The sequence below is a fragment of the Chryseolinea lacunae genome (assembly GCF_016735595.1).
Lineage (GTDB): Bacteria > Bacteroidota > Bacteroidia > Cytophagales > Cyclobacteriaceae > Chryseolinea > Chryseolinea lacunae.
The window spans coordinates 132325-150104 of record NZ_JAERRB010000005.1; the positions used below are offsets into that span (position 1 = coordinate 132325).

The 17780-nt window shown below is 52.7% G+C and carries 19 protein-coding genes; 6 read left to right on the forward strand and 13 right to left on the reverse strand.

Annotated elements, in window-relative coordinates:
- Nucleotides 1–649 precede the first annotated feature (649 nt).
- Nucleotides 650–2386 carry a L,D-transpeptidase family protein gene (locus tag JI741_RS16085; protein ID WP_202011331.1) on the forward strand — a complete coding sequence of 579 codons (1737 nt, stop codon included), beginning with the start codon at nt 650–652 and terminating at the stop codon, nt 2384–2386.
- A gap of 8 nt (nt 2387–2394) precedes the next feature.
- On the opposite strand, the gene JI741_RS16090 is transcribed toward JI741_RS16085, so the two are convergent.
- Nucleotides 2395–3195: a murein L,D-transpeptidase catalytic domain family protein gene (locus tag JI741_RS16090; protein ID WP_202011333.1), complete on the reverse strand. Its 801-nt coding sequence runs from the start codon at nt 3193–3195 to the stop codon at nt 2395–2397.
- A 417-nt stretch (nt 3196–3612) separates the two neighbouring features.
- On the opposite strand from JI741_RS16090, the gene JI741_RS16095 reads away from it, so the two are divergent.
- The gene (locus tag JI741_RS16095) at nt 3613–4467 is read left to right on the forward strand and encodes an alpha/beta hydrolase (RefSeq protein WP_202011335.1); all 855 of its coding nucleotides are present in this window, start codon (nt 3613–3615) and stop codon (nt 4465–4467) included.
- Here JI741_RS16095 and JI741_RS16100 read toward each other — a convergent pair.
- Nucleotides 4446–4730, reverse strand: coding sequence for a hypothetical protein (locus JI741_RS16100; protein ID WP_202011337.1), 285 nt, complete (start codon nt 4728–4730; stop codon nt 4446–4448). The two genes, JI741_RS16095 and JI741_RS16100, sit on opposite strands and share 22 nt — an antisense overlap.
- A gap of 305 nt (nt 4731–5035) precedes the next feature.
- On the opposite strand from JI741_RS16100, the gene JI741_RS16105 reads away from it, so the two are divergent.
- The gene (locus JI741_RS16105; RefSeq protein ID WP_202011339.1) at nt 5036–5482 is read left to right on the forward strand and encodes a 5-fold beta-flower protein; all 447 of its coding nucleotides are present in this window, start codon (nt 5036–5038) and stop codon (nt 5480–5482) included.
- 53 nt (nt 5483–5535) lie between these two features.
- Here JI741_RS16105 and JI741_RS16110 read toward each other — a convergent pair whose 3' ends face one another.
- The 8 genes from JI741_RS16110 to JI741_RS16145 all read right to left on the reverse strand — a co-directional run bounded on the left by JI741_RS16110 (nt 5536) and on the right by JI741_RS16145 (nt 13257).
- A complete protein-coding gene (locus tag JI741_RS16110; protein WP_202011341.1) occupies nt 5536–6120 on the reverse strand; it encodes a DedA family protein in 585 nt (194 codons plus the stop codon).
- Nucleotides 6121–6169: 49 nt separating this feature from the next.
- Entirely contained in the window at nt 6170–7144 is a 975-nt protein-coding gene (locus tag JI741_RS16115; RefSeq protein WP_202011343.1) for a succinylglutamate desuccinylase/aspartoacylase family protein, read from the reverse strand.
- Nucleotides 7145–7169: 25 nt separating this feature from the next.
- Complete coding sequence (gene rimK / locus JI741_RS16120; protein WP_202011345.1) at nt 7170–8078, reverse strand: 30S ribosomal protein S6--L-glutamate ligase; 909 nt, start codon at nt 8076–8078, stop codon at nt 7170–7172.
- A gap of 30 nt (nt 8079–8108) precedes the next feature.
- Nucleotides 8109–8558: an ATP-dependent zinc protease family protein gene (locus JI741_RS16125; protein WP_202011347.1), complete on the reverse strand. Its 450-nt coding sequence runs from the start codon at nt 8556–8558 to the stop codon at nt 8109–8111.
- Nucleotides 8559–8649: 91 nt separating this feature from the next.
- Nucleotides 8650–9153, reverse strand: coding sequence for a DUF2911 domain-containing protein (locus tag JI741_RS16130; RefSeq protein ID WP_202011349.1), 504 nt, complete (start codon nt 9151–9153; stop codon nt 8650–8652).
- Between the two features lie 311 nt (nt 9154–9464).
- A complete protein-coding gene (gene ffh, locus JI741_RS16135; protein ID WP_202011351.1) occupies nt 9465–10796 on the reverse strand; it encodes a signal recognition particle protein in 1332 nt (443 codons plus the stop codon).
- 93 nt (nt 10797–10889) lie between these two features.
- Nucleotides 10890–12017, reverse strand: coding sequence for a glycerate kinase (locus tag JI741_RS16140; RefSeq protein ID WP_202011353.1), 1128 nt, complete (start codon nt 12015–12017; stop codon nt 10890–10892).
- A gap of 46 nt (nt 12018–12063) precedes the next feature.
- Nucleotides 12064–13257, reverse strand: a complete 1194-nt coding sequence (locus JI741_RS16145) for a molybdopterin molybdotransferase MoeA (RefSeq protein ID WP_202011356.1) — start codon at nt 13255–13257, stop codon at nt 12064–12066.
- 36 nt (nt 13258–13293) lie between these two features.
- Here JI741_RS16145 and moaC point away from each other — a divergent pair, with 36 nt between their 5' ends.
- Genes moaC through JI741_RS16160 form a run of 3 tightly spaced genes read left to right on the forward strand, consistent with a single transcriptional unit; the run spans nt 13294 to nt 15023 of the window.
- A complete protein-coding gene (gene moaC / locus JI741_RS16150; protein ID WP_202011358.1) occupies nt 13294–13770 on the forward strand; it encodes a cyclic pyranopterin monophosphate synthase MoaC in 477 nt (158 codons plus the stop codon).
- A 3-nt stretch (nt 13771–13773) separates the two neighbouring features.
- Nucleotides 13774–14571 carry an ion transporter gene (locus tag JI741_RS16155; RefSeq protein WP_202011360.1) on the forward strand — a complete coding sequence of 266 codons (798 nt, stop codon included), beginning with the start codon at nt 13774–13776 and terminating at the stop codon, nt 14569–14571.
- Between the two features lie 59 nt (nt 14572–14630).
- Nucleotides 14631–15023: an ACT domain-containing protein gene (locus tag JI741_RS16160; RefSeq protein WP_202011362.1), complete on the forward strand. Its 393-nt coding sequence runs from the start codon at nt 14631–14633 to the stop codon at nt 15021–15023.
- A 59-nt stretch (nt 15024–15082) separates the two neighbouring features.
- Here the strand turns inward: JI741_RS16160 and JI741_RS16165 are convergent, their stop codons facing one another.
- From JI741_RS16165 to JI741_RS16175, 3 genes are all read right to left on the reverse strand, one after another.
- A complete protein-coding gene (locus tag JI741_RS16165; RefSeq protein WP_202011364.1) occupies nt 15083–15868 on the reverse strand; it encodes a Type 1 glutamine amidotransferase-like domain-containing protein in 786 nt (261 codons plus the stop codon).
- Nucleotides 15869–16724: 856 nt separating this feature from the next.
- The gene (locus JI741_RS16170; RefSeq protein ID WP_202011365.1) at nt 16725–17156 is read right to left on the reverse strand and encodes a molybdenum cofactor biosynthesis protein MoaE; all 432 of its coding nucleotides are present in this window, start codon (nt 17154–17156) and stop codon (nt 16725–16727) included.
- A gap of 92 nt (nt 17157–17248) precedes the next feature.
- A complete protein-coding gene (locus JI741_RS16175) occupies nt 17249–17491 on the reverse strand; it encodes a MoaD/ThiS family protein (protein WP_202011367.1) in 243 nt (80 codons plus the stop codon).
- Nucleotides 17492–17780 lie beyond the last annotated feature (289 nt).

Here is a 17780-nt window from a genome sequence, read left to right on the forward strand (position 1 = left end):
TCCTTGAATTCGTTTTTCCGGAAAGCACAGGAAACTTCCCCAAAACGAGTTCGTCAAAGATAAAAATTAAAGGCATCAACAACGCACATCCCTGTTTTCATGACACACCCGACAAGCCGAAATGACAGCCCGAAATTAACCTGAAAAATTATCGCTCCAAACCCAACCTGCCGACACCCGGCCCGTTACACACCCTTGTTTGGAGCGCGATGCCCGAAGCCGACTAACCACCGGGCTACGGGTGTAGCGAAAAACACTAAAAAACCACGTTAACAAGAATGTAAACGAATCGCTTGGCGCCGCACGGTAGATACACGGTTGCGCCGTTCCGGGAGGGACGTTGGAATTTTTATTCCGTTTCTAAGACAAATCCGAAACAAAGCTCAAACCACATGGGGATCTGACGCTATTATGCGCCATTTTTTCCTGTGCAACAGTTTGGCCCAATGGTTGCAATACCCTTCCCGATTGGAAGGCACAATGCATCCGGGACGGCCCGGACCGTTGGTGAAAAAACTTAGTTCGATTGTGCTTAAAAATCCACATGTCCCTCTCTGTGGGTTCCCGATTCTACACTTTGGTAGCGTTTTGACGCCTGTAGCGATTGGAATTGTTTTTGTAATCAGAGCAAAGGAGGGTTTAATCTAACATGTACACATCGTTCAAAATCTCGAAAAATCTTAACACACTCACGTACCTGACGCTGTCGGCCGCACTGTTCTATTCCTGCAGCCAACGCGTGGCACAGGTTGCCGTGGCACCCAAAGTGGCACAAGCCGACACCACCACGATGGTGGCGGAGCTACCGGCCAAGCCCGTGGGCATAGATTCCACTGCATTCAACAAAGCCGGCGCCGCCACCCTGGCCAAAGCCGCTCAATTCTATCGCCAGCACGGCTTTCAAAGCCAATGGCTGTTCGACACCAAGCCCTCGCCGCTCTTTGCCGCCCTTGAAGCAACGCTGAACGATGCCGGCAAATTTGGCCTGCGCGCCAGCGACTACGACGTGCAAGGCATTCAGGAAAAAGTAAAAATACTCTATAGCGAAAAGGCTGTCGACCGCAAAGCGCTCGCCACCCTCGACGTCTACATCACCGAAATGCTGTTCCATTTCACCACACACCTCAGCACCGGCAAAATCACCGAAGTGGTGAGCGGCCGCAGCATCTGGATGCCTGGCCAGCGCACCCTAAGCAGTGCCGACGTGGCCCTTATGAGCAAGGTGCAGACCCCGGCCGATTTCACCACGGCCATCCAACAGATTCAACCTGCCAACGAACAATACGGCAAGCTTCAGCAGGCCCTCGCCTACTATCGTGCCCTCGAAAAAAACACACCGGCCGCCATCGACATTGTGAAAGGCACCAAAGTGAAGCTGGACGACCACAACGCCATTGTGCCCTCGGTGCGCAAAAAACTTTCGCTCACCGACATGCGCCCCTACGCCATGACGCTCGACAGCCTTACGGGCACGTTCGATTCGCTGCGCTATGACGCCACGCTGGTCGATGCCGTGAAAATGTTTCAAGCCAAACACGGCCTGGAACCCGATGGTGTGATCGGCGAAAAAACACTCCGGTTCATGAACCAGTCGTTCAAAGACAAAGCCGACGTGATCGCCCTCAACATGGAGCGCATGCGCTGGTCAACCGAAAAGTATGGCGACAACTACATCTTTGTGAATGTGCCCGCCTACACCCTCACGGTCTATGAAAACCGGAAGCCCGCGCTGCAAATGCGCGTGATCGTGGGCGCGGTAGACAAACCCACACCCATCTTCAGCGACGCGCTTGAATACATTGTGTTCAGCCCCACCTGGACGGTGCCCACCAGCATCATCAAGGAAGAGATCATTCCGCGCCTCAAAAGCAACACGGCCTATTATGCCGACAAAAACTACGCGTTCTATAAAGACGAAGTGCCCATCGACCCCACCACCGAAGTGTGGGACGACACGGCCAATCCTTACAAATATCGCATCGTGCAGCAACCCGGTCCTGACAACTCGCTGGGTCTGGTGAAATTCATTATGCCCAACAACATGAGCGTCTACCTCCACGACACACCCAACCACCGCCTGTTCACCAAAGACTATCGCGCGCTGAGTCACGGCTGCGTGCGCGTAGACGAACCTGCCAAGCTGGCCGCATACCTCATGCGCGATCAGAAAGGTTGGGATACCAAGCGCATTCAGGAAGCCATGCATGCCACACAGCCTGCCACCATTCACCTGAAAAAGAAACTGGACGTGCACATCGAATACATCACCGCCTGGGTAGACGAGAACGACACCATCAACTTCCGGGAGGATATCTACGGACACGACAAACGTCAGCTGCAACAGCTTTATCCAAAAGACAAAGCCGGAGCCATTGCGGGATTGTGAGTGCTACACTAGTGTTTGGCGCTGGCCGTCACACTCAGGTTGTTGAGCACTTGTTCGAGGTTGAGATAAGACGAGCCGTGCAGATAGGCGGCATCGTTAAAGTAGGCAAAGATCAGGGTTCCGTCCTTGATGGCGTTGATAATGGTTTTTGACTGACCAATGGGCAACGCCGGGCAACCCTGGCTGCGGCCGAGGCGACCATATTTGCGGATCCAGCTTTCGCTCACATATTCGGCTTCGTGAATCACCACGGCGCGGTCGCGCACCTTGTCGTTTACACCTTTTTCCAAACCGTCAATCTTGAGGCTGTAGCCTTTGCTGCCCACATAGGTTTCGGCGGTGGTAAAAAATCCAAGGCTGCTTTGGTTGGAGTGCATGATGTTCGAAAACGCTTTGGCTTCGTTCTCGCCCGTGTTCTTTCCATGACTCACATAGGTGTAGTATTTCACTTGCATCAACGCCAGGTCGATGGTGTAGAAACGTTTCTTGGTGCTGGGCTTCGAAAAGTCGATGATGGTGAGCAATTGTTTCGAGCCAATCTTGCCTTGTTGCAGCAGTGAGTTGTAGCCAATCATGCCATAGCGAAACACTTCGCGCGACAGACTGTAGTCCGACAAGTTCAAGGCATCATAAAGTTGCGTCACCGTTTCTTCAAACTGCACACGGGCCATCTCCAGGGGTTGGTGCAGCGACACTTCCACAACAGAGTCGTTTTTCAAAAGCGTGTTGTCGGCAAGGGTGCCTGCGGTGTGAAATGCTGAGGAAAAAAAGAGGGATATTGCCGTCAGCGGGCCGAAGAGATTGTACATGTCGAAAAAATTGAGGGTTATTTTTACTAAACAGTTCAAAAGTAGGCCCCGACCGTTCCCCAAAAAAAGCAGCTACGGCTAAAAAGGTACGCCGTCCGTTTTTCGCCCGATTATGGCCCTGAACCGACAAAAAGAGGGGACAATTCTCCACAGATCCCGACGAAGAGCGGGTAACGCATCCCGAAAAAAGGGGCAGAAAAAGAGAAATGTTAAAAAAAGCACGGGATTGATATCCCTTGACCCTCGCAAAACGAAGGTCAATTACGCGCAGTTTTATGCCCGATCTTCCCCCTGCTCGCTCCTGCCTGGCAGCGTCAATCATGAGGATTTCATCCAACGTCATTCATCAACGACATGCCTTGCGCCGCATTAAATTTTAATGAATACATTTGATTGATGAGAAAATTATTCTGGCTTATGATGACGCTAGCGGGAAGTGTTCACGCACAACAAAACGTGATCAGACTATACAACGGTGCTGCTCCCGGTTCTGAAGGCTGGACATGGGAAGAGCAGATGAACAACAAGAATAGTGTGAACGTGATGTGCGTGTTCAACGTGGTGAACCCCACGCTCACCGTCTTCACACCCGAACCCGCCGTGGCCAACAGTGCGGCTGTTGTGGTTTGTCCCGGGGGTGGATTTCATTTTCTGGCCATCGATCACGAAGGAAACAACGCTGCAAACTGGCTTGTCAAAAAAGGCTTCACGGTTTTTGTGCTGCGCTACAGAGTGTTTCACATCACCTCCAACAATCCGTTCGACGACATGCTCAACACCAAAGATCACGAAGCGTGGGACAGAGAGGCCGACCCCATCATTCCCCTGGCCATTGCCGACGGCCGCGCCGCCATTGCCTATGTGCGCAGCCACGCCGCCGACTATAAACTATCACCTCAACGCATCGGCATCATGGGCTTCTCTGCCGGAGGCATGGTGGCCGCCTCCACCGCTTTTCACTACACTGCCGCCAACCGCCCCGACTTTGTTGCCCCCATCTATGCCGACATGCCCGAGTCGCGACTATCTGCCGTGCTGCCCGACGCACCACCACTCTTCGTAGTGTGCGCCGCCGACGATGATTTTGGTTTTGCCACGCACGCGCTCAACATCAGCTCGAAATGGCTGGCGGCGAAACGCCCCGTAGAACTTCATTTGCTTGAAAAGGGAGGACATGGCTTTGGCATCGGTCAACCCGGCAACACCACATCAAACTGGCTCCAGCGTTTCGAGGCGTGGATGCCCATGCACTATTCGCCGTCGTCGAAATGATCGATCGATCGGGCAATAATCTGTCTGTATTCGGCCAGCAGTCGCTCGTGCAATCCGTCTTCCTGGGTATAGCCCGAAACCTTCACCATCTCCTTGTTTGAATTCTGATTGGTGACCGGCGGTGTCACATAACTCACATTCATGCCCGCGCGTTGCATGCCGTGTGTGCCGTTCGTGAAAAAGTTGCTATTGCCCGTCTTGCCGCAAACCTCATACGTGCGCTTACCGTCGTCTTTAATGACCAACCAACATTTCGAATACATAAGCGCCGTGTTAAAAAGCCTGAGAAGCCTCAAAGGTACCCCAATTCCACCCACCGAACAACCACACACTGGCGCGGGTCTGCGACCCGTGCCCATCCTCCACTCAGTCTCCGACTGAGTCAGACGAAACCACATGCATAATCTAAGTCAGGTCTCCGTCGGAATCCGGCTGACGGAAACATCCTTTCATGATATAAATCATGCCCTCCCCTGTCACAAGTTTCCTCGCGGGCAAAGGTGATGCGTCATCTTTGGTGACGTATTCACCACGCATTCAAAAAATCGCTCACTAAAAACATAAAATCATGAAAGCAATCTTCACAATCCTCACGTTCCTGTTCATCACCGTCACCCTTGTCAATGCGCAGGAGCTTCCTCCCAAGCACAAGGGCATGCACCCACACCTCAAAGCCGACGGCACGGTGGTTGACGAAGCGGGCAAGCCCCTTGGCTCTATCAAAAACGGAAAAGTGTGCGACACCAGCGGCAAGGTGATCGGCATCATCGCCGACAATGGCGACGTGAGCACAGCCGCAGGCAAAGGCCTCGGCACCATCCAAAAAGACGGCAGTTTCAAATCCAAGAAAGGCCACGTGGTGACTACCGACCCCGACGGCGTTGTGAAAGTGGCTGGCAAAACAGTAGCGCAGGTCGAATCCGGCTACACCAACAAAAGCCATGGCTGCGCTTTGCATTGTTTCTTCAGCTCCGAAAACAAGGACGGCGACGCCGATGGCCACAGCCACAAATAGGGTGAACGAAATCGGAAACTGGCGCGGGTCTTCGACCCGTGCCCATCCTCCACTCAGTCTCCGACTGAGTCAGACGAAACCACATGCATCTTCCGCGCTGCAAAGTGCTTCACCGCATACCCAATCATCAACCCAAACGATGCAAACCCCAGCATTATAAAAAAGATATTGTCTTCAAACATCGTGGTCTTAATATCCAGAAAACGCCCGATGCTATACCCCACCGCATTCACCGTCGACGACCAGATGAGCCCGCTCACCAGACTATAAAAAAGATATTGCGACAACTTCAAATTGCTCATGCCGATAATGAGCGGAATGATGACCCGAAAGCCATACAGAAAACGATACGAAAACAGGATCTGAATTTTGTGTGTATCAAAAAAACGCCGCACCGGCGCCAGCTTCTCTTGCAGCTTGGGCCGCCGGGCCACAAAATATTTTCCATTGAGCCGGCCGATGGTGAAATAGAGCCAGTCGCTGATAAACGAACCGGCAAAGCCAAAGAAAACCGTGTAGGGCGCATCAAACAATCCCTGATGAATGAGTGACGACGCCACCAGAATAGCGGTCTCCCCTTCAAAAAAGGTGCCTATGGCAAGGGCGATGTATCCGTATTGTTCCAGGAAATTTTCCACAGCGATTGTTGTCTATCTTGATTAACCCATCCTGCTTCACAAATGTTCTTCACTCCACCGCGGGCTGATCGAGTTTGCAAAAATTATCCATGCCCAAATGCATGAGCGCATCGCCGGCGTTGATCACCGGAATGTTGTTGAGACCAATCACATAGCCCGTTTCGGAGGCCATCACTTCTTCCTTAAATTCTCCGAACGGATCGGTGATGGTGCCCACCCACTCCCCTTTCATCACCAATTGCCCGCACTTCACGTTCGACTGAAACAAGCCCGCGTTGCGCGCGCGTATCCACGATGTGCTCCAGATGATGCGGTTTTCTTCTCGCGGCTCGGGCGCCACATCAATCATGTTGAGGTGTTTCATGAGGCGCATGGTGCCGGCAATGCCTTCTTCGATGGCTTGCTGATCGAAGCGCAGCGATTCGCCGCCTTCATACACAATAATGTTTTTGCCTTTGCGCGATGCTTCCTTTCGCAGCGAGTTTGGCCGGAAGGGCGCATCGATGGTGAAGGGTGCGTGAAAGGCTTCGGCCATCTTCATGTTGGTTTCGTCTTTCAGCACGGCGCGCACCTGCGGATAGTTGGCGCGCATGGCGCCACCGGTGTGAAAGTCCACGCCCACATCCACATAGGGAATGACCTGGTGCATGAGGTGATAGGCCACGCGGGCGGCCAGCGATCCGTATTTGCTTCCGGGAAATGAACGGTTAATGTCTTTGCCATCGGGCACATCGCGCGAGTAGTTCAGGAAGCCATACATGTTCACAATGGGCATGCACACGGTGACGCCGCGCTTGGGTTTGTGCAGGCCGCTGTCCAATATGCGGCGCACGATTTCCATGCCGTTAATTTCGTCGCCGTGCATGCCTGCCGTGAGGGCCAGCACCGGGCCATCCTCTTCGCCCCGCGACACATAGATGGGCGTGTCGATGACCGTGTGCGACGGAAGCCGCGCAATGTTAATGTCTATCTCTTTAAATTCGCCCGGTTGAATTTCCTGGCCGGCTATGACAATCTTCTGCAAGGTGTTTTTTACGGGTATATGAAACTCAAGCGTTTATCTTATCCTTCTGTATCTTTTTCTTTCCAGCATTTTTCTCAAGATACTGAAAAATCTTTCCTGCGATGTCAACTTTTGTGGCACCTTCAATGCCTTCCAGCCCCGGCGATGAGTTCACCTCCAAAATCAGCGGCCCGCGTGCCGAGGGCAGCATGTCTACCCCGGCCACATCGAGGCCCATTTTTTTGGCGGCGGTGATGGCCGCTTGTTTTTCGGGGCGCGACAGCTTCACCACTTTGGCGGTGCCGCCGCGGTGCAGGTTCGAACGGAATTCGCCTTCCTTGGCCTGGCGCCGCATGGCGCCCACCACTTCGCCGTTCACCACAAACGCGCGGATGTCGGCGCCCTTGGCTTCTTTAATAAACTCCTGAACAATGATGCGTGCATGCAGTCCGTGAAACGCCTCGATCACCGACTTGGCGGCTTTTTTGTTTTCGGCCAGCACCACTCCCAGGCCTTGTGTTCCTTCCAGAAGTTTTATCACCACCGGCGCGCCGCCCACGGCTTCAATAATGCCTTCGGTGTCGCGCGAATAGTCCATGAAAATGGTTTTGGGAAGACCCAGGCCCGCGCGCGAAAGAATCTGCAGGCTGCGCAGCTTGTCGCGCGAGCGAATGAGCGCTTGCGACTCTACGGCCGTAAACACTTTCATCATTTCAAATTGGCGCACCACCGCCGCGCCATAGAACGTGACCGACGCCCCGATGCGGGGAATGATGGCATCGAAATAGTCAAGACGGCGCCCCTGATAGAGCACCACCGGATTTTTCTTTTCAATGAAGAGCACGCACTTCATGTGGTCGATAATCTCAACCTTGTGACCCCTCGCCTCGCCCGCCTGCTTGAGCCTGCGGGTAGAATAAAGCTTGGGGTTTCTCGACAGAATGGCAATGTTCATAAAGTAGCGGAAAAAGGTTGAGTTCTGTTGTTAACGATTCTTTTTCTTGACGGCCAAACGGCGACGACGTTTCTCGCGGTAGGAAAGATTTTTCTGCGTCACGTCTATGAGAAAGCGGTTACGCAAAATTTTCCGGCCAATCAGGATGGGAAACTTCAGGGAGCCACGGTTGCTGAGCGAAAATTCGGTTGTTATTTCTTCGCCAAAAATTCGCAGCGTGGTGAACACCACAAAGCGGCGCTCCACTTCACCAAAAGAGTTTTTGATGCTGCGCACTTCAAATTCGCGAAAAGAAAATTTCTTGCCCGAGAACTTCGGATGTTCGTCGTCGAGCAGAATGATTTCCAGCACGCCGTTCACCACTTCGGCCTTGTGGCAGTGAATGCACGAGGAGAACGCTCCGGTGTCGATCTTTGCATGGATATTATAGAGCCCAAGCAGGGGCAGGTCAAGGCGGTCGTAGCGTCCTAGAATGTGCATTGGGGCATCGTGGTTATGCGGGGCCAATATGCGGAAAATAAAAAAGCCCCGCCAGCGCGGGGCTTTTAAATTATCGTGAAGCAGAAGTTGCTTAGCCTTTCACTTTAAATGCTACGGCAGTGTTCTCCCATTTCAACTGCACTTCGTCTTTGCCGAGGGCGATGTTGAAGGTTTCTACTGCGGCTGCGGTTTTGGTGGGCTTCACCTTCACGCGCAACACGTCGTCTTTCTCTTTATAGCTGTAGGCACCCCACTGCTTGCTGTCTTTGTTGATCACGATGGTCCATTCGCTTTCACCGGGAATGGTGAAGAGGGCATACTTGCCGGCGGCCAGGTCCTGGCCTTCAATTTTCACGTCTTTGCTAAATTCGATGGTGGTGGCGTCGTTGGCTCCGGTTCTCCACACTTCGCCGAAGGGAACAAGACCCCCCATTATTTTGCGACCGCGTGCCGAAGGTTGACAATACACGATGGTGACATCGGCTGCTCCAAGCTTGCCTTTCACCGTGGCCTGAGGGCTGGCGGGTTTGTCTTGCGCCATAGCACTGGTGAGAACAGTTGCAAGCGCCACCATCAGAAATGTAATTCTTTTCATACGTTGTTGAGTTTGGTTGGGTGGATTGTTAAGGTATTTTACGGTGCACGATAATAGTAAAAATGCCCCGAAGTAGTCGGGGCATCTTTACTAATTTATATAACAACCTGTAAACTGTAGTAAGAACGGTGGATATGTCGGTTTGGTTTATGTCTTCGCGTTATATTTTCTAAAAAATATTCGCGTCGCAAACCGGTCCTACATTCTTTCTTCGCAACCCGTCTGTAAAACTTTGAGGGACATCATTTTCACTTATTTCCGTAAGCACGTGAAAGACGTTGCGCAACAAAATTGATTAACAATCGCCCGGGCTATCGGCCGAATGGATTCAGGGCCGACAAGGCGCGTTTGCCGCCACCCATTTTGTTCATGGTCTTCATGAGCTTGCGCATGTCGCTGAACTGTTTCAGCAGTTGATTCACCTGCTGCACAGATGTTCCGCTTCCCACCGCGATGCGGTTCTTGCGGCTGCTGTTGAGGATGTCCGGATTCTCGCGCTCGGCCAGGGTCATGGAACGGATAATGGCTTCGATGGGCTTGAATGAGTTATCGTCGATGTCGATGTCTTTGATGGCTTTGCCCATGCCGGGAATCATGCCCAGCAGGTCTTTCATATTTCCCATCTTCTTCACTTGTTCCAGCTGCGACAGGAAGTCGTTGAAATCGAATTGATTCTTGCGGATTTTCTTGTTGAGGCGGGCGGCTTCTTCCTGGTCAAATACTTCCTGGGCTTTTTCCACCAGCGACACCACGTCGCCCATGCCGAGAATACGGCTGGCCATACGTTCGGGATAGAAGCGGTCTATAGCTTCCATCTTTTCGCCAAGGCTCATAAACTTGATGGGCTTGTCCACCACGCGGCGGATCGAAAGGGCCGCACCACCACGCGTATCGCCATCGAGCTTGGTCAACACCACGCCATCGAAGTTGAGGCGTTCGTTGAAGGCCTTGGCTGTGTTCACAGCATCCTGGCCGGTCATGGAGTCGACCACGAACAAGGTTTCTGAAGGGTTCAATGCCGCTTTGAGGCGCGCAATTTCATCCATCATTTCTTCGTCAACCGCCAAACGACCGGCGGTATCCACAATCACGATGCGGTGGTTGTTTTTCTTGGCGTGTTCAATGGCCGCTTTCGCAATTTTCACGGCGTCTTTGTTCTCAGGCTCGGCATAGACCTCCACACCCACTTGCTCGCCCAGCACTTTCAGCTGGTCGATGGCCGCGGGGCGATAGATGTCACAGGCGGTGAGCATCACCGAACGTCCCTGTTTTTTCAGGTAGTTGGCAAGCTTTCCCGAAAACGTGGTTTTACCGGACCCTTGCAAGCCGGCAATGAGGATGACGGCGGGATTGCCGTCTATTTTAATGTCTTCGCTGTGGCCACCCATGAGGGCGGTCAGCTCGTCGTTGGTGATCTTCACCAGCAACTGGCCGGGCGAAATGGCCGTGAGCACATCCTGGCCCATGGCTTTTTCACGGATTTCGTCCGTTACTTCCTTGGCTACTTTATAGTTAACGTCGGCGTCGATCAGCGCTTTGCGGATTTCCTTTACGGTGGTGGCAACGTTGATTTCGGAGATCCTGCCCTGGCCTTTCAGCGTCTGAAAGGCTTTATCCAGCTTTATACTTAAATTATCGAACATGGGTCGATGTGTTAATGTTTGATGATGGCGTTCGCACGGTTTTCCGTGCGTTTCCCGAAGGGGAATAAGGGGCCAAAGGTAAGGCGCTGAGGGCTAAAGAAAAAGCGGAATAATGTCTTCTTTGATGCGCTGCCCGATGAGGGAAAAGGCCCGGGCCATGGCTTCGTTTTTATCGGTTTTCGCATTCACCAGGGCCACCACCTTCACCGCCCCCAGCCGATGCAGCTCTTCCGGGGTCAGGTCGGCCGTGCCGGCCACCACAAACAGGGGCTTTTCATATTTCACGGCCAGGTCGGCCACACGTTTCACCACTTTGCCATAGAGCGTCTGGTGGTCTACGCGGCCCTCGCCTGTGAACACCATGTTGCTCTGCGCCACCTTCTCGTCAAGCTTCACAAAGTCCATCACAAAATCGGCTCCCGACTGGAAGCGTATGTCGAAAAAAACTTTTGCTCCTGCTCCAATACCACCGCCAGCACCGGCGCCCGCAAAGTTGATGTCAACCCCAAACTGTCGCTGCACCACGGCGGCGAAGTTGCGCAGGCCATCGTCAAGCGTTTTCAGTGCTTCGGCATCTGCGCCCTTTTGCGGTCCAAACACATACGACGCACCTTCCGGGCCATAGAGGGGGTTGCTCACGTCGCACAGGGCCGTGAATAAAACTTCTTTCACGGCGGGTTCCAGGTTTGTGGTGTCGATGCGGTCGATGTGAATGAGGTTCTTGCCCACGGGCAATAGACGTTCGCCGCGTGCGTCATAAAAAACCACGCCGAGCGCTTCGGCCATGCCCATGCCCCCATCGTTGGTGGCGCTGCCGCCAATGCCCAGCACAATGTTTTTAACACCCTGGTCCACCGCATGGCGAATGAGGTGGCCGGTGCCATAGGTGGTGGTGTATAGTGCGTTTCGTTCTTCGGGCTGCAACAACAAAAATCCGGAGGCCGAAGCCATTTCCAAAAATGCTGTGGTGCCATCGCCCGATATGCCATACGTTGCTTTGACCGGTCGGAACAATGGATCGAGCACGGAGCACGTCACGCGTTGTCCATTCGAATAGTGCGTAAGGATTTCGCCCGTGCCTTCGCCGCCGTCGGCCAACGGGATGGACAGGGCGTGAAAGTCGATTCCTCCCTGGCGCAACCCTTCTTCCATGGCCTGGCAAACCTGCAAGGCGTTGAGCGATCCTTTAAATTTATCGGGTGCAAAAAGAATGGTCATCATACACAAAAAAATTATGCATCGATCATCGGTAGTAAAAACAACAGGGTTATCCCCGGAAGGGAATATACGGAAAACTTTCGCCGGCTTTGAAGGCCGATTGATTTAACGGCAGTTCCAAAAAACCCGTCACCTTTTTGAGGTTTGCAAAATCGCCGGAGCCGCCGCCCGCGTCGGGGTAGGCCATCAACGTTCCGTTTTCATTTTTCACCGTTACCTGCAAAAAATAAGTGAGCGGTGGTGCAAATGAAAAATCCGTGGCCAATGTCGCCATCAACGGCACTTCTGTAACACCCAAACTCTGCATCACCCACGGGCGGATGTAGCGATAGAAACACATGTAGGTAGACACCGGGTTGCCCGGCAAGGCAAACACCGTCAGACCTTTGTCTGACACCCCAAACCAAAACGGCTTGCCGGGGCGCTGACTTACCTGATGAAAAAGTTTTTTCACCCCGATGGCTTCCAGCACATCGGGCACAAAATCAAACTTGCCTTTCGACACACCCCCCGATAAAATGATGACGTCGTTTGCTGCTGCCAGCGCCGTCAACGCTTCCGTCATGCCGGCCTTGTCGTCTTTCACATGATGACTCTCGCCAGCCCAACCCAGCGTTTGCATGGCGGCCTGAATGGCAAAGGTGTTTGAGCGACGGATCTGGTGTGGCTCGGGCACAGCATCCACCTCCACCAGTTCGTCGCCACTTGCCACGATGGCCGTGCGTGGAAAGGCAAACACATTCACGGAGCTTTTACCAACCGAAGCCAGCAAGGCAATCTCGGCCGGCGACAGCACAAGCCCCGGTTCCAGGAGCAACGCATCTTTTTTGCAATCGGCACCCTGGCGGTGGATGTAGCCGTTTTCTTTTAGGGTGTCGGCAGCGATGGCGGCCACCTTGTTGGCAATGGTCAGGTCTTCGTAACGAATCACCATGTCGGTGCCTTCGGGCAGCATGGCGCCGGTCATCACTTCGATGGCGTTTTGGTTTTGGGTGAGCTTCTTTCGCGGTTCGCCTGCGGCCTGCACGGCTTCCAGGAGGAAAGCGTGTTGTCCGTCAAGCCAGGTGTCGCGATGAATGGCCATGCCGTCCATGGCTACACGGTCGAACGGTGGAAAGTCGCGGTCGGCATAAACGGGTTCGGCCAGCACCTGCCCCACGGCCGCCGTGAGCGCGACACGTTTCTGGCCGGGACGAAAGAGGTGAGAAAAAATTACCGAGGTTGCCTCTGCTACACTTACCATGTTAATTCTTTTTAACTTTGTTTGGACCCAAGTTACATGAGTAAAGAACAATTTACACACATCGACTCTGCCGGCAATCCCAAGATGGTGGATGTTTCGGAAAAGAAGGTGACCGTTCGCACCGCCAAAGCCCAGGCCACCGTGCACGTTGGCCCCGACATTCTCAGCCACCTCACGGGCGATGAGATCATCACCAAAAAAGGTCCCGTGTTTCAAACCGCCATCATCGCCGGGGTGATGGGGGCCAAGCAAACATCGTCGCTCATCCCCTTCTGCCATCCGCTGGGGTTGGAAGATTGCCAGATACACATTGCCGTGCGCGACGGAAAAATCGTGATCGACAGCAGCGTCACCATCACCGCCAAAACCGGCGTGGAAATGGAAGCCCTCACTGCCGTGACCGTGGCCGCGCTCACCGTCTACGACATGTGCAAGGCCCTATCGCACGACATTGTTATTCAAAACATTTCCCTGATGTCGAAAACCGGAGGCAAAAAAGACTTCAACCGCTAAGCTATGACCTTACGCCGACGACTATACCTCACGCTCGACCCCACCGAGAAAGGAGGCCTGCTGGAACGCATCTTCGAAATCCTGCTCATCGCCATCATCCTCCTCAACATCCTGTCGATCGTGATCGATTCGGTGAAGGAAATCGACCACGAATATTCCACCGTGTTTCGAAACATTGAAGTGTTCTCCATCATCTTCTTCACCGTCGAATACATTGCGCGCATCTATTCTATTGTTGAGAAGCCAACCTACGAAGACCCCGTGAAAGGACGGCTGAAGTTTGTGCTCACGCCCATGGCGCTGATAGACTTGCTGTCTTTTCTGCCATTCTACCTCACGTTTCTGCCCATCGACCTTCGCTTTCTGCGCATCTTCCGGCTCATGGCGTTGTTCCGTGTGTTCAAAATTGCGCGCTACCTGCATGCGTTAAAAATTTTTAAACGCGTGCTCACGGAACGGAAAGAACAACTGGTGCTTAGTTTTCTGTTCATCCTGTTCATCCTCGTCATTGTGAGCTTCATCATGTTCTATGTGGAGCGCGAAGCCCAACCCGACAAGTTCAGCAGCATTCCGGCCACCATGTGGTGGGGCATTGCCACCATCACCACGGTGGGCTATGGCGACATGGTGCCCATCACCGTGTGGGGAAAATTTCTCGGCGGCATTTTCGCGATCGCCGGTGTGGGTTTGCTTGCGCTGCCTGCCGGTATTTTGTCGTCAGGATTTTTTGAGTTGCTGCACGAAGACCGGCGGAAGACAATTGTGTGCCCGCATTGCGGGAAGGAGATTCATGAAGAATGACGAAATGATTTCCGTATTATCTTTGTCTTAGCGAATTCATCTACAAAAAAAATTGTCTTATGCCGGGAGAAAGAAATCTTGAAAAAATTCTCGCCTCTCTCGATCCGCTGTTGCAGCCGGGAGAGTATGTGTTTTGCAGCGTGGTGGACCCGTTGCAGATCGATGTCTCAAAATGTGTGGCCACGTTTCGCGAACACGAAGGATTTTCGGTGGTGATGGCGAGAGACGATGCCGACGATGCCAAGCTGGAATATCAACAAACCTTTTCGTGGATTGCGCTCAGCGTGCATTCGTCGCTCGAAGCTGTGGGGCTCACCGCCGCGTTCTCTACTGCCCTGTCGCAAGCCGGCATAAGTTGCAATGTGGTGGCCGCGTTCTATCACGACCACATCTTCGTGCCCGTGCCAGACGCCCAACGCGCCGTCGACATCCTGAAAGGACTCAGCGATTAAAAAAACAAAGTCGAGATTGGAAATGGATTGCCTGATGGTTGCGCCATGAACGCCGCGACTCACTTCAGCACACGGCGGTCCAGCACTTTTTCTTTTGCCACACCGTTTTCTTCATACACATAGTAGGCATTGCTTTGCTCGTTGGCCACCACCACTTCCTTCACGGTGTTGTCTTCAAAATAAATGGCCGCACGGTCGTCGCACGCATAGCCGGCCTTGAAGCGTTTGGATTGGATGTAGCCGTGATACAACGGGCGCCGGGTGGGTTCAGAATCATAGTGCGGGCAGTTGCTGGCCTTGATGAAACCGAGGCCTTCAATTTCTGATATTTCTTTGGGGCGCGAGTCTGTTGTTCCCTGCTCGAACCAGCAAAGCGACCCGGCGCTGCCCCCCGCCAGGATGATTCCGCTTTCCCAGGCTGTACGTAATATTTTGTCAACACCCTGCGCCTTCCAGATGGCCAGCATGTTCAACGTGTTGCCGCCGCCCACCACAATGGCATCCATGCTCAGCAACACATCCTCAAACGACTGCTGCTGTCCGTAGCTGGAAATGAACATGCGCTGCACAAAGGGTTTCACATTCAGATCCTGACATTGTTCATACCATGCGTTGATGCCCAGCGGACTATCGGCCGAAGCCGTGGGCAGAAAACACAGGCGCGGCACGGGCTTGCCGGTGAGGCCGGCCACATAGTTCACAAACTTCGGATTGGTTCCGGCGCCATAGGCCACAATTCTCTTTTTGATTTCGGATGTCTTCATGTCTTTACGATCGTCTGCCAGCGCCATGTTCAACGCCGTGAGTGTAGCGCCCGTGGCGCCGATAAATTCTCTTCGTTTCATGGTGTTGTGAAATGGCAAGGTAATACTACGCAACTTCATTGCACACTGCAAGCATCAAACGCGTCGCGTGCTCTCCCCGCGTGTTGCTCCATTCCAAGCCAACGGTGATCGCGGCGAAATGATGTCGGATAGACTTCTCGTAGTATAATAACGCCATTGACCTCGGGTCATTCCCATCAAAAACTCTCTTCTTTTAACCACAACAACGCCCATTCTGCACGCCGCTCAAACCGAAACGGCTGCCCATCCTGGAAATTCATTCAGATAAAGTAAAGCTTTAAGATAGCACAAGGAAGTGATGAACCCTGCCGGTGCTTCGCCACCTGCGCTCAGGGATTGTGGAAAGAGAATTTTCTAGGGCCATTTCTGCACGAAGGCCTGAATTCTTCGGCATTGGGGTTTGTTTCCGAAATCAACAATGCTTCATCAAGCTTTCAGTGCTGGGAAAGCGTTTTCGGAAGATCGCGGCAACAAGATTCGTTATGCGTTTTCGATTTGTGTTGTGATTGGGTTAACTGCGAAACTACTTGCTGGATTTCCCTCTTCCGTTAAAAATTTATGCGGTTACGTGAACCGTAAGTCAGCAACTTTTCATGTATCTATGCGTTACATCCGTGAACTAAACACGGGCGTATGTCTGTGGTCTTAAACTAAGTTGGCTTATGAAAGCACTCGCAAAACTTCACATCAACCCCATCCACCGGGACCTGCTCATCGCTATGGTCGCCGGATTTATGGTGGCCGTCTTCATTGTCTCGGCAGTGGTGATCGCCATGGGATAAACATGGGATACACAAAATGAAAAAGCCCCCGCCAACTGGCAGGGGCTTTTTCATTTATAACAGTTTCGCTGCGTTCAGACTTTTTCAGCAACGGCCGAGGGCCGGGCCGAGATCCATTCTTCGCCGTCTTCAAAAACTTCTTTCTTCCAGATGGGCACGTGCAACTTCAGGTTGTCAATAATGTATTCGCACGCGTCAAAAGAATCCTTGCGATGGGGTGTAGACACCGCCACCACCACGGCCACTTCGCCGGGGCGCAACGTGCCAATGCGATGGCTCACTGCCCATCCCTGCAACGGCCATTTGTGCGACGCATCGTCTATGATCTTTCGGATCTCTCCTACCGCCATGGTTTCGTAGGCTTCGTATTCCAGCCAGACCACATTTTTTCCGTTTGCGTTGTTGCGCACAGTTCCGACGAACACATTCACGGCGCCGGAAGCGAGACACGAAGCCGTATCGATGACCTTCTGAATGTCAATGGGCTTTTCCGTTATTTTAATCATGTTGCTGAGGGTTGGATTGAACAATAAGGAAGAGATGATGAAATTAGTGAAATGACCTTCAAATCACAATGAAAATTATGGGATTAAGGGCGTCAGCCGCCGCTCACGGGTGGAATCAGGGCTATTTCGTCGCCGGCACCCAGCACGCGGCCTTCTTCGGCGTAGTCGTTGTTCACGGCGATGTAGAGCGAGCGCAGGCCTTGCAGCCCGGGATAACGTTCCATCAGTTCAGACCGCAGCGCCGCCACGGTGTCGCCTTTTATTTCCACTTCTGCCTCTTTTCCTCCCAGGAAATCTTTGGTGATCCCAAAGGCTTTTATGCGATATCGGTTCATGTGGTGCAAAGCTACAAAAGGATTTTATTCCGCTTTTTAGTTCCCCAAAGAAATAGCCTTTTGCACAGGGGATGGTTTGATGTGATAAATTTTGCTATACTTGCAGTAGAACATCTGAAAAACCTAAGAATTTGCAATAATAACTCGTACCTAACCTAACCTAATGAAGAAAGACCGTCGAGCAATTGACGGTCTTTTTTTGTGAGGCTGTCCTTTCACGTCCCGCTCCAATGCAGGCTTTGGATGGAAACTGATCGGCGGGAATGTTAAACCTGATCCAACAAAAAAA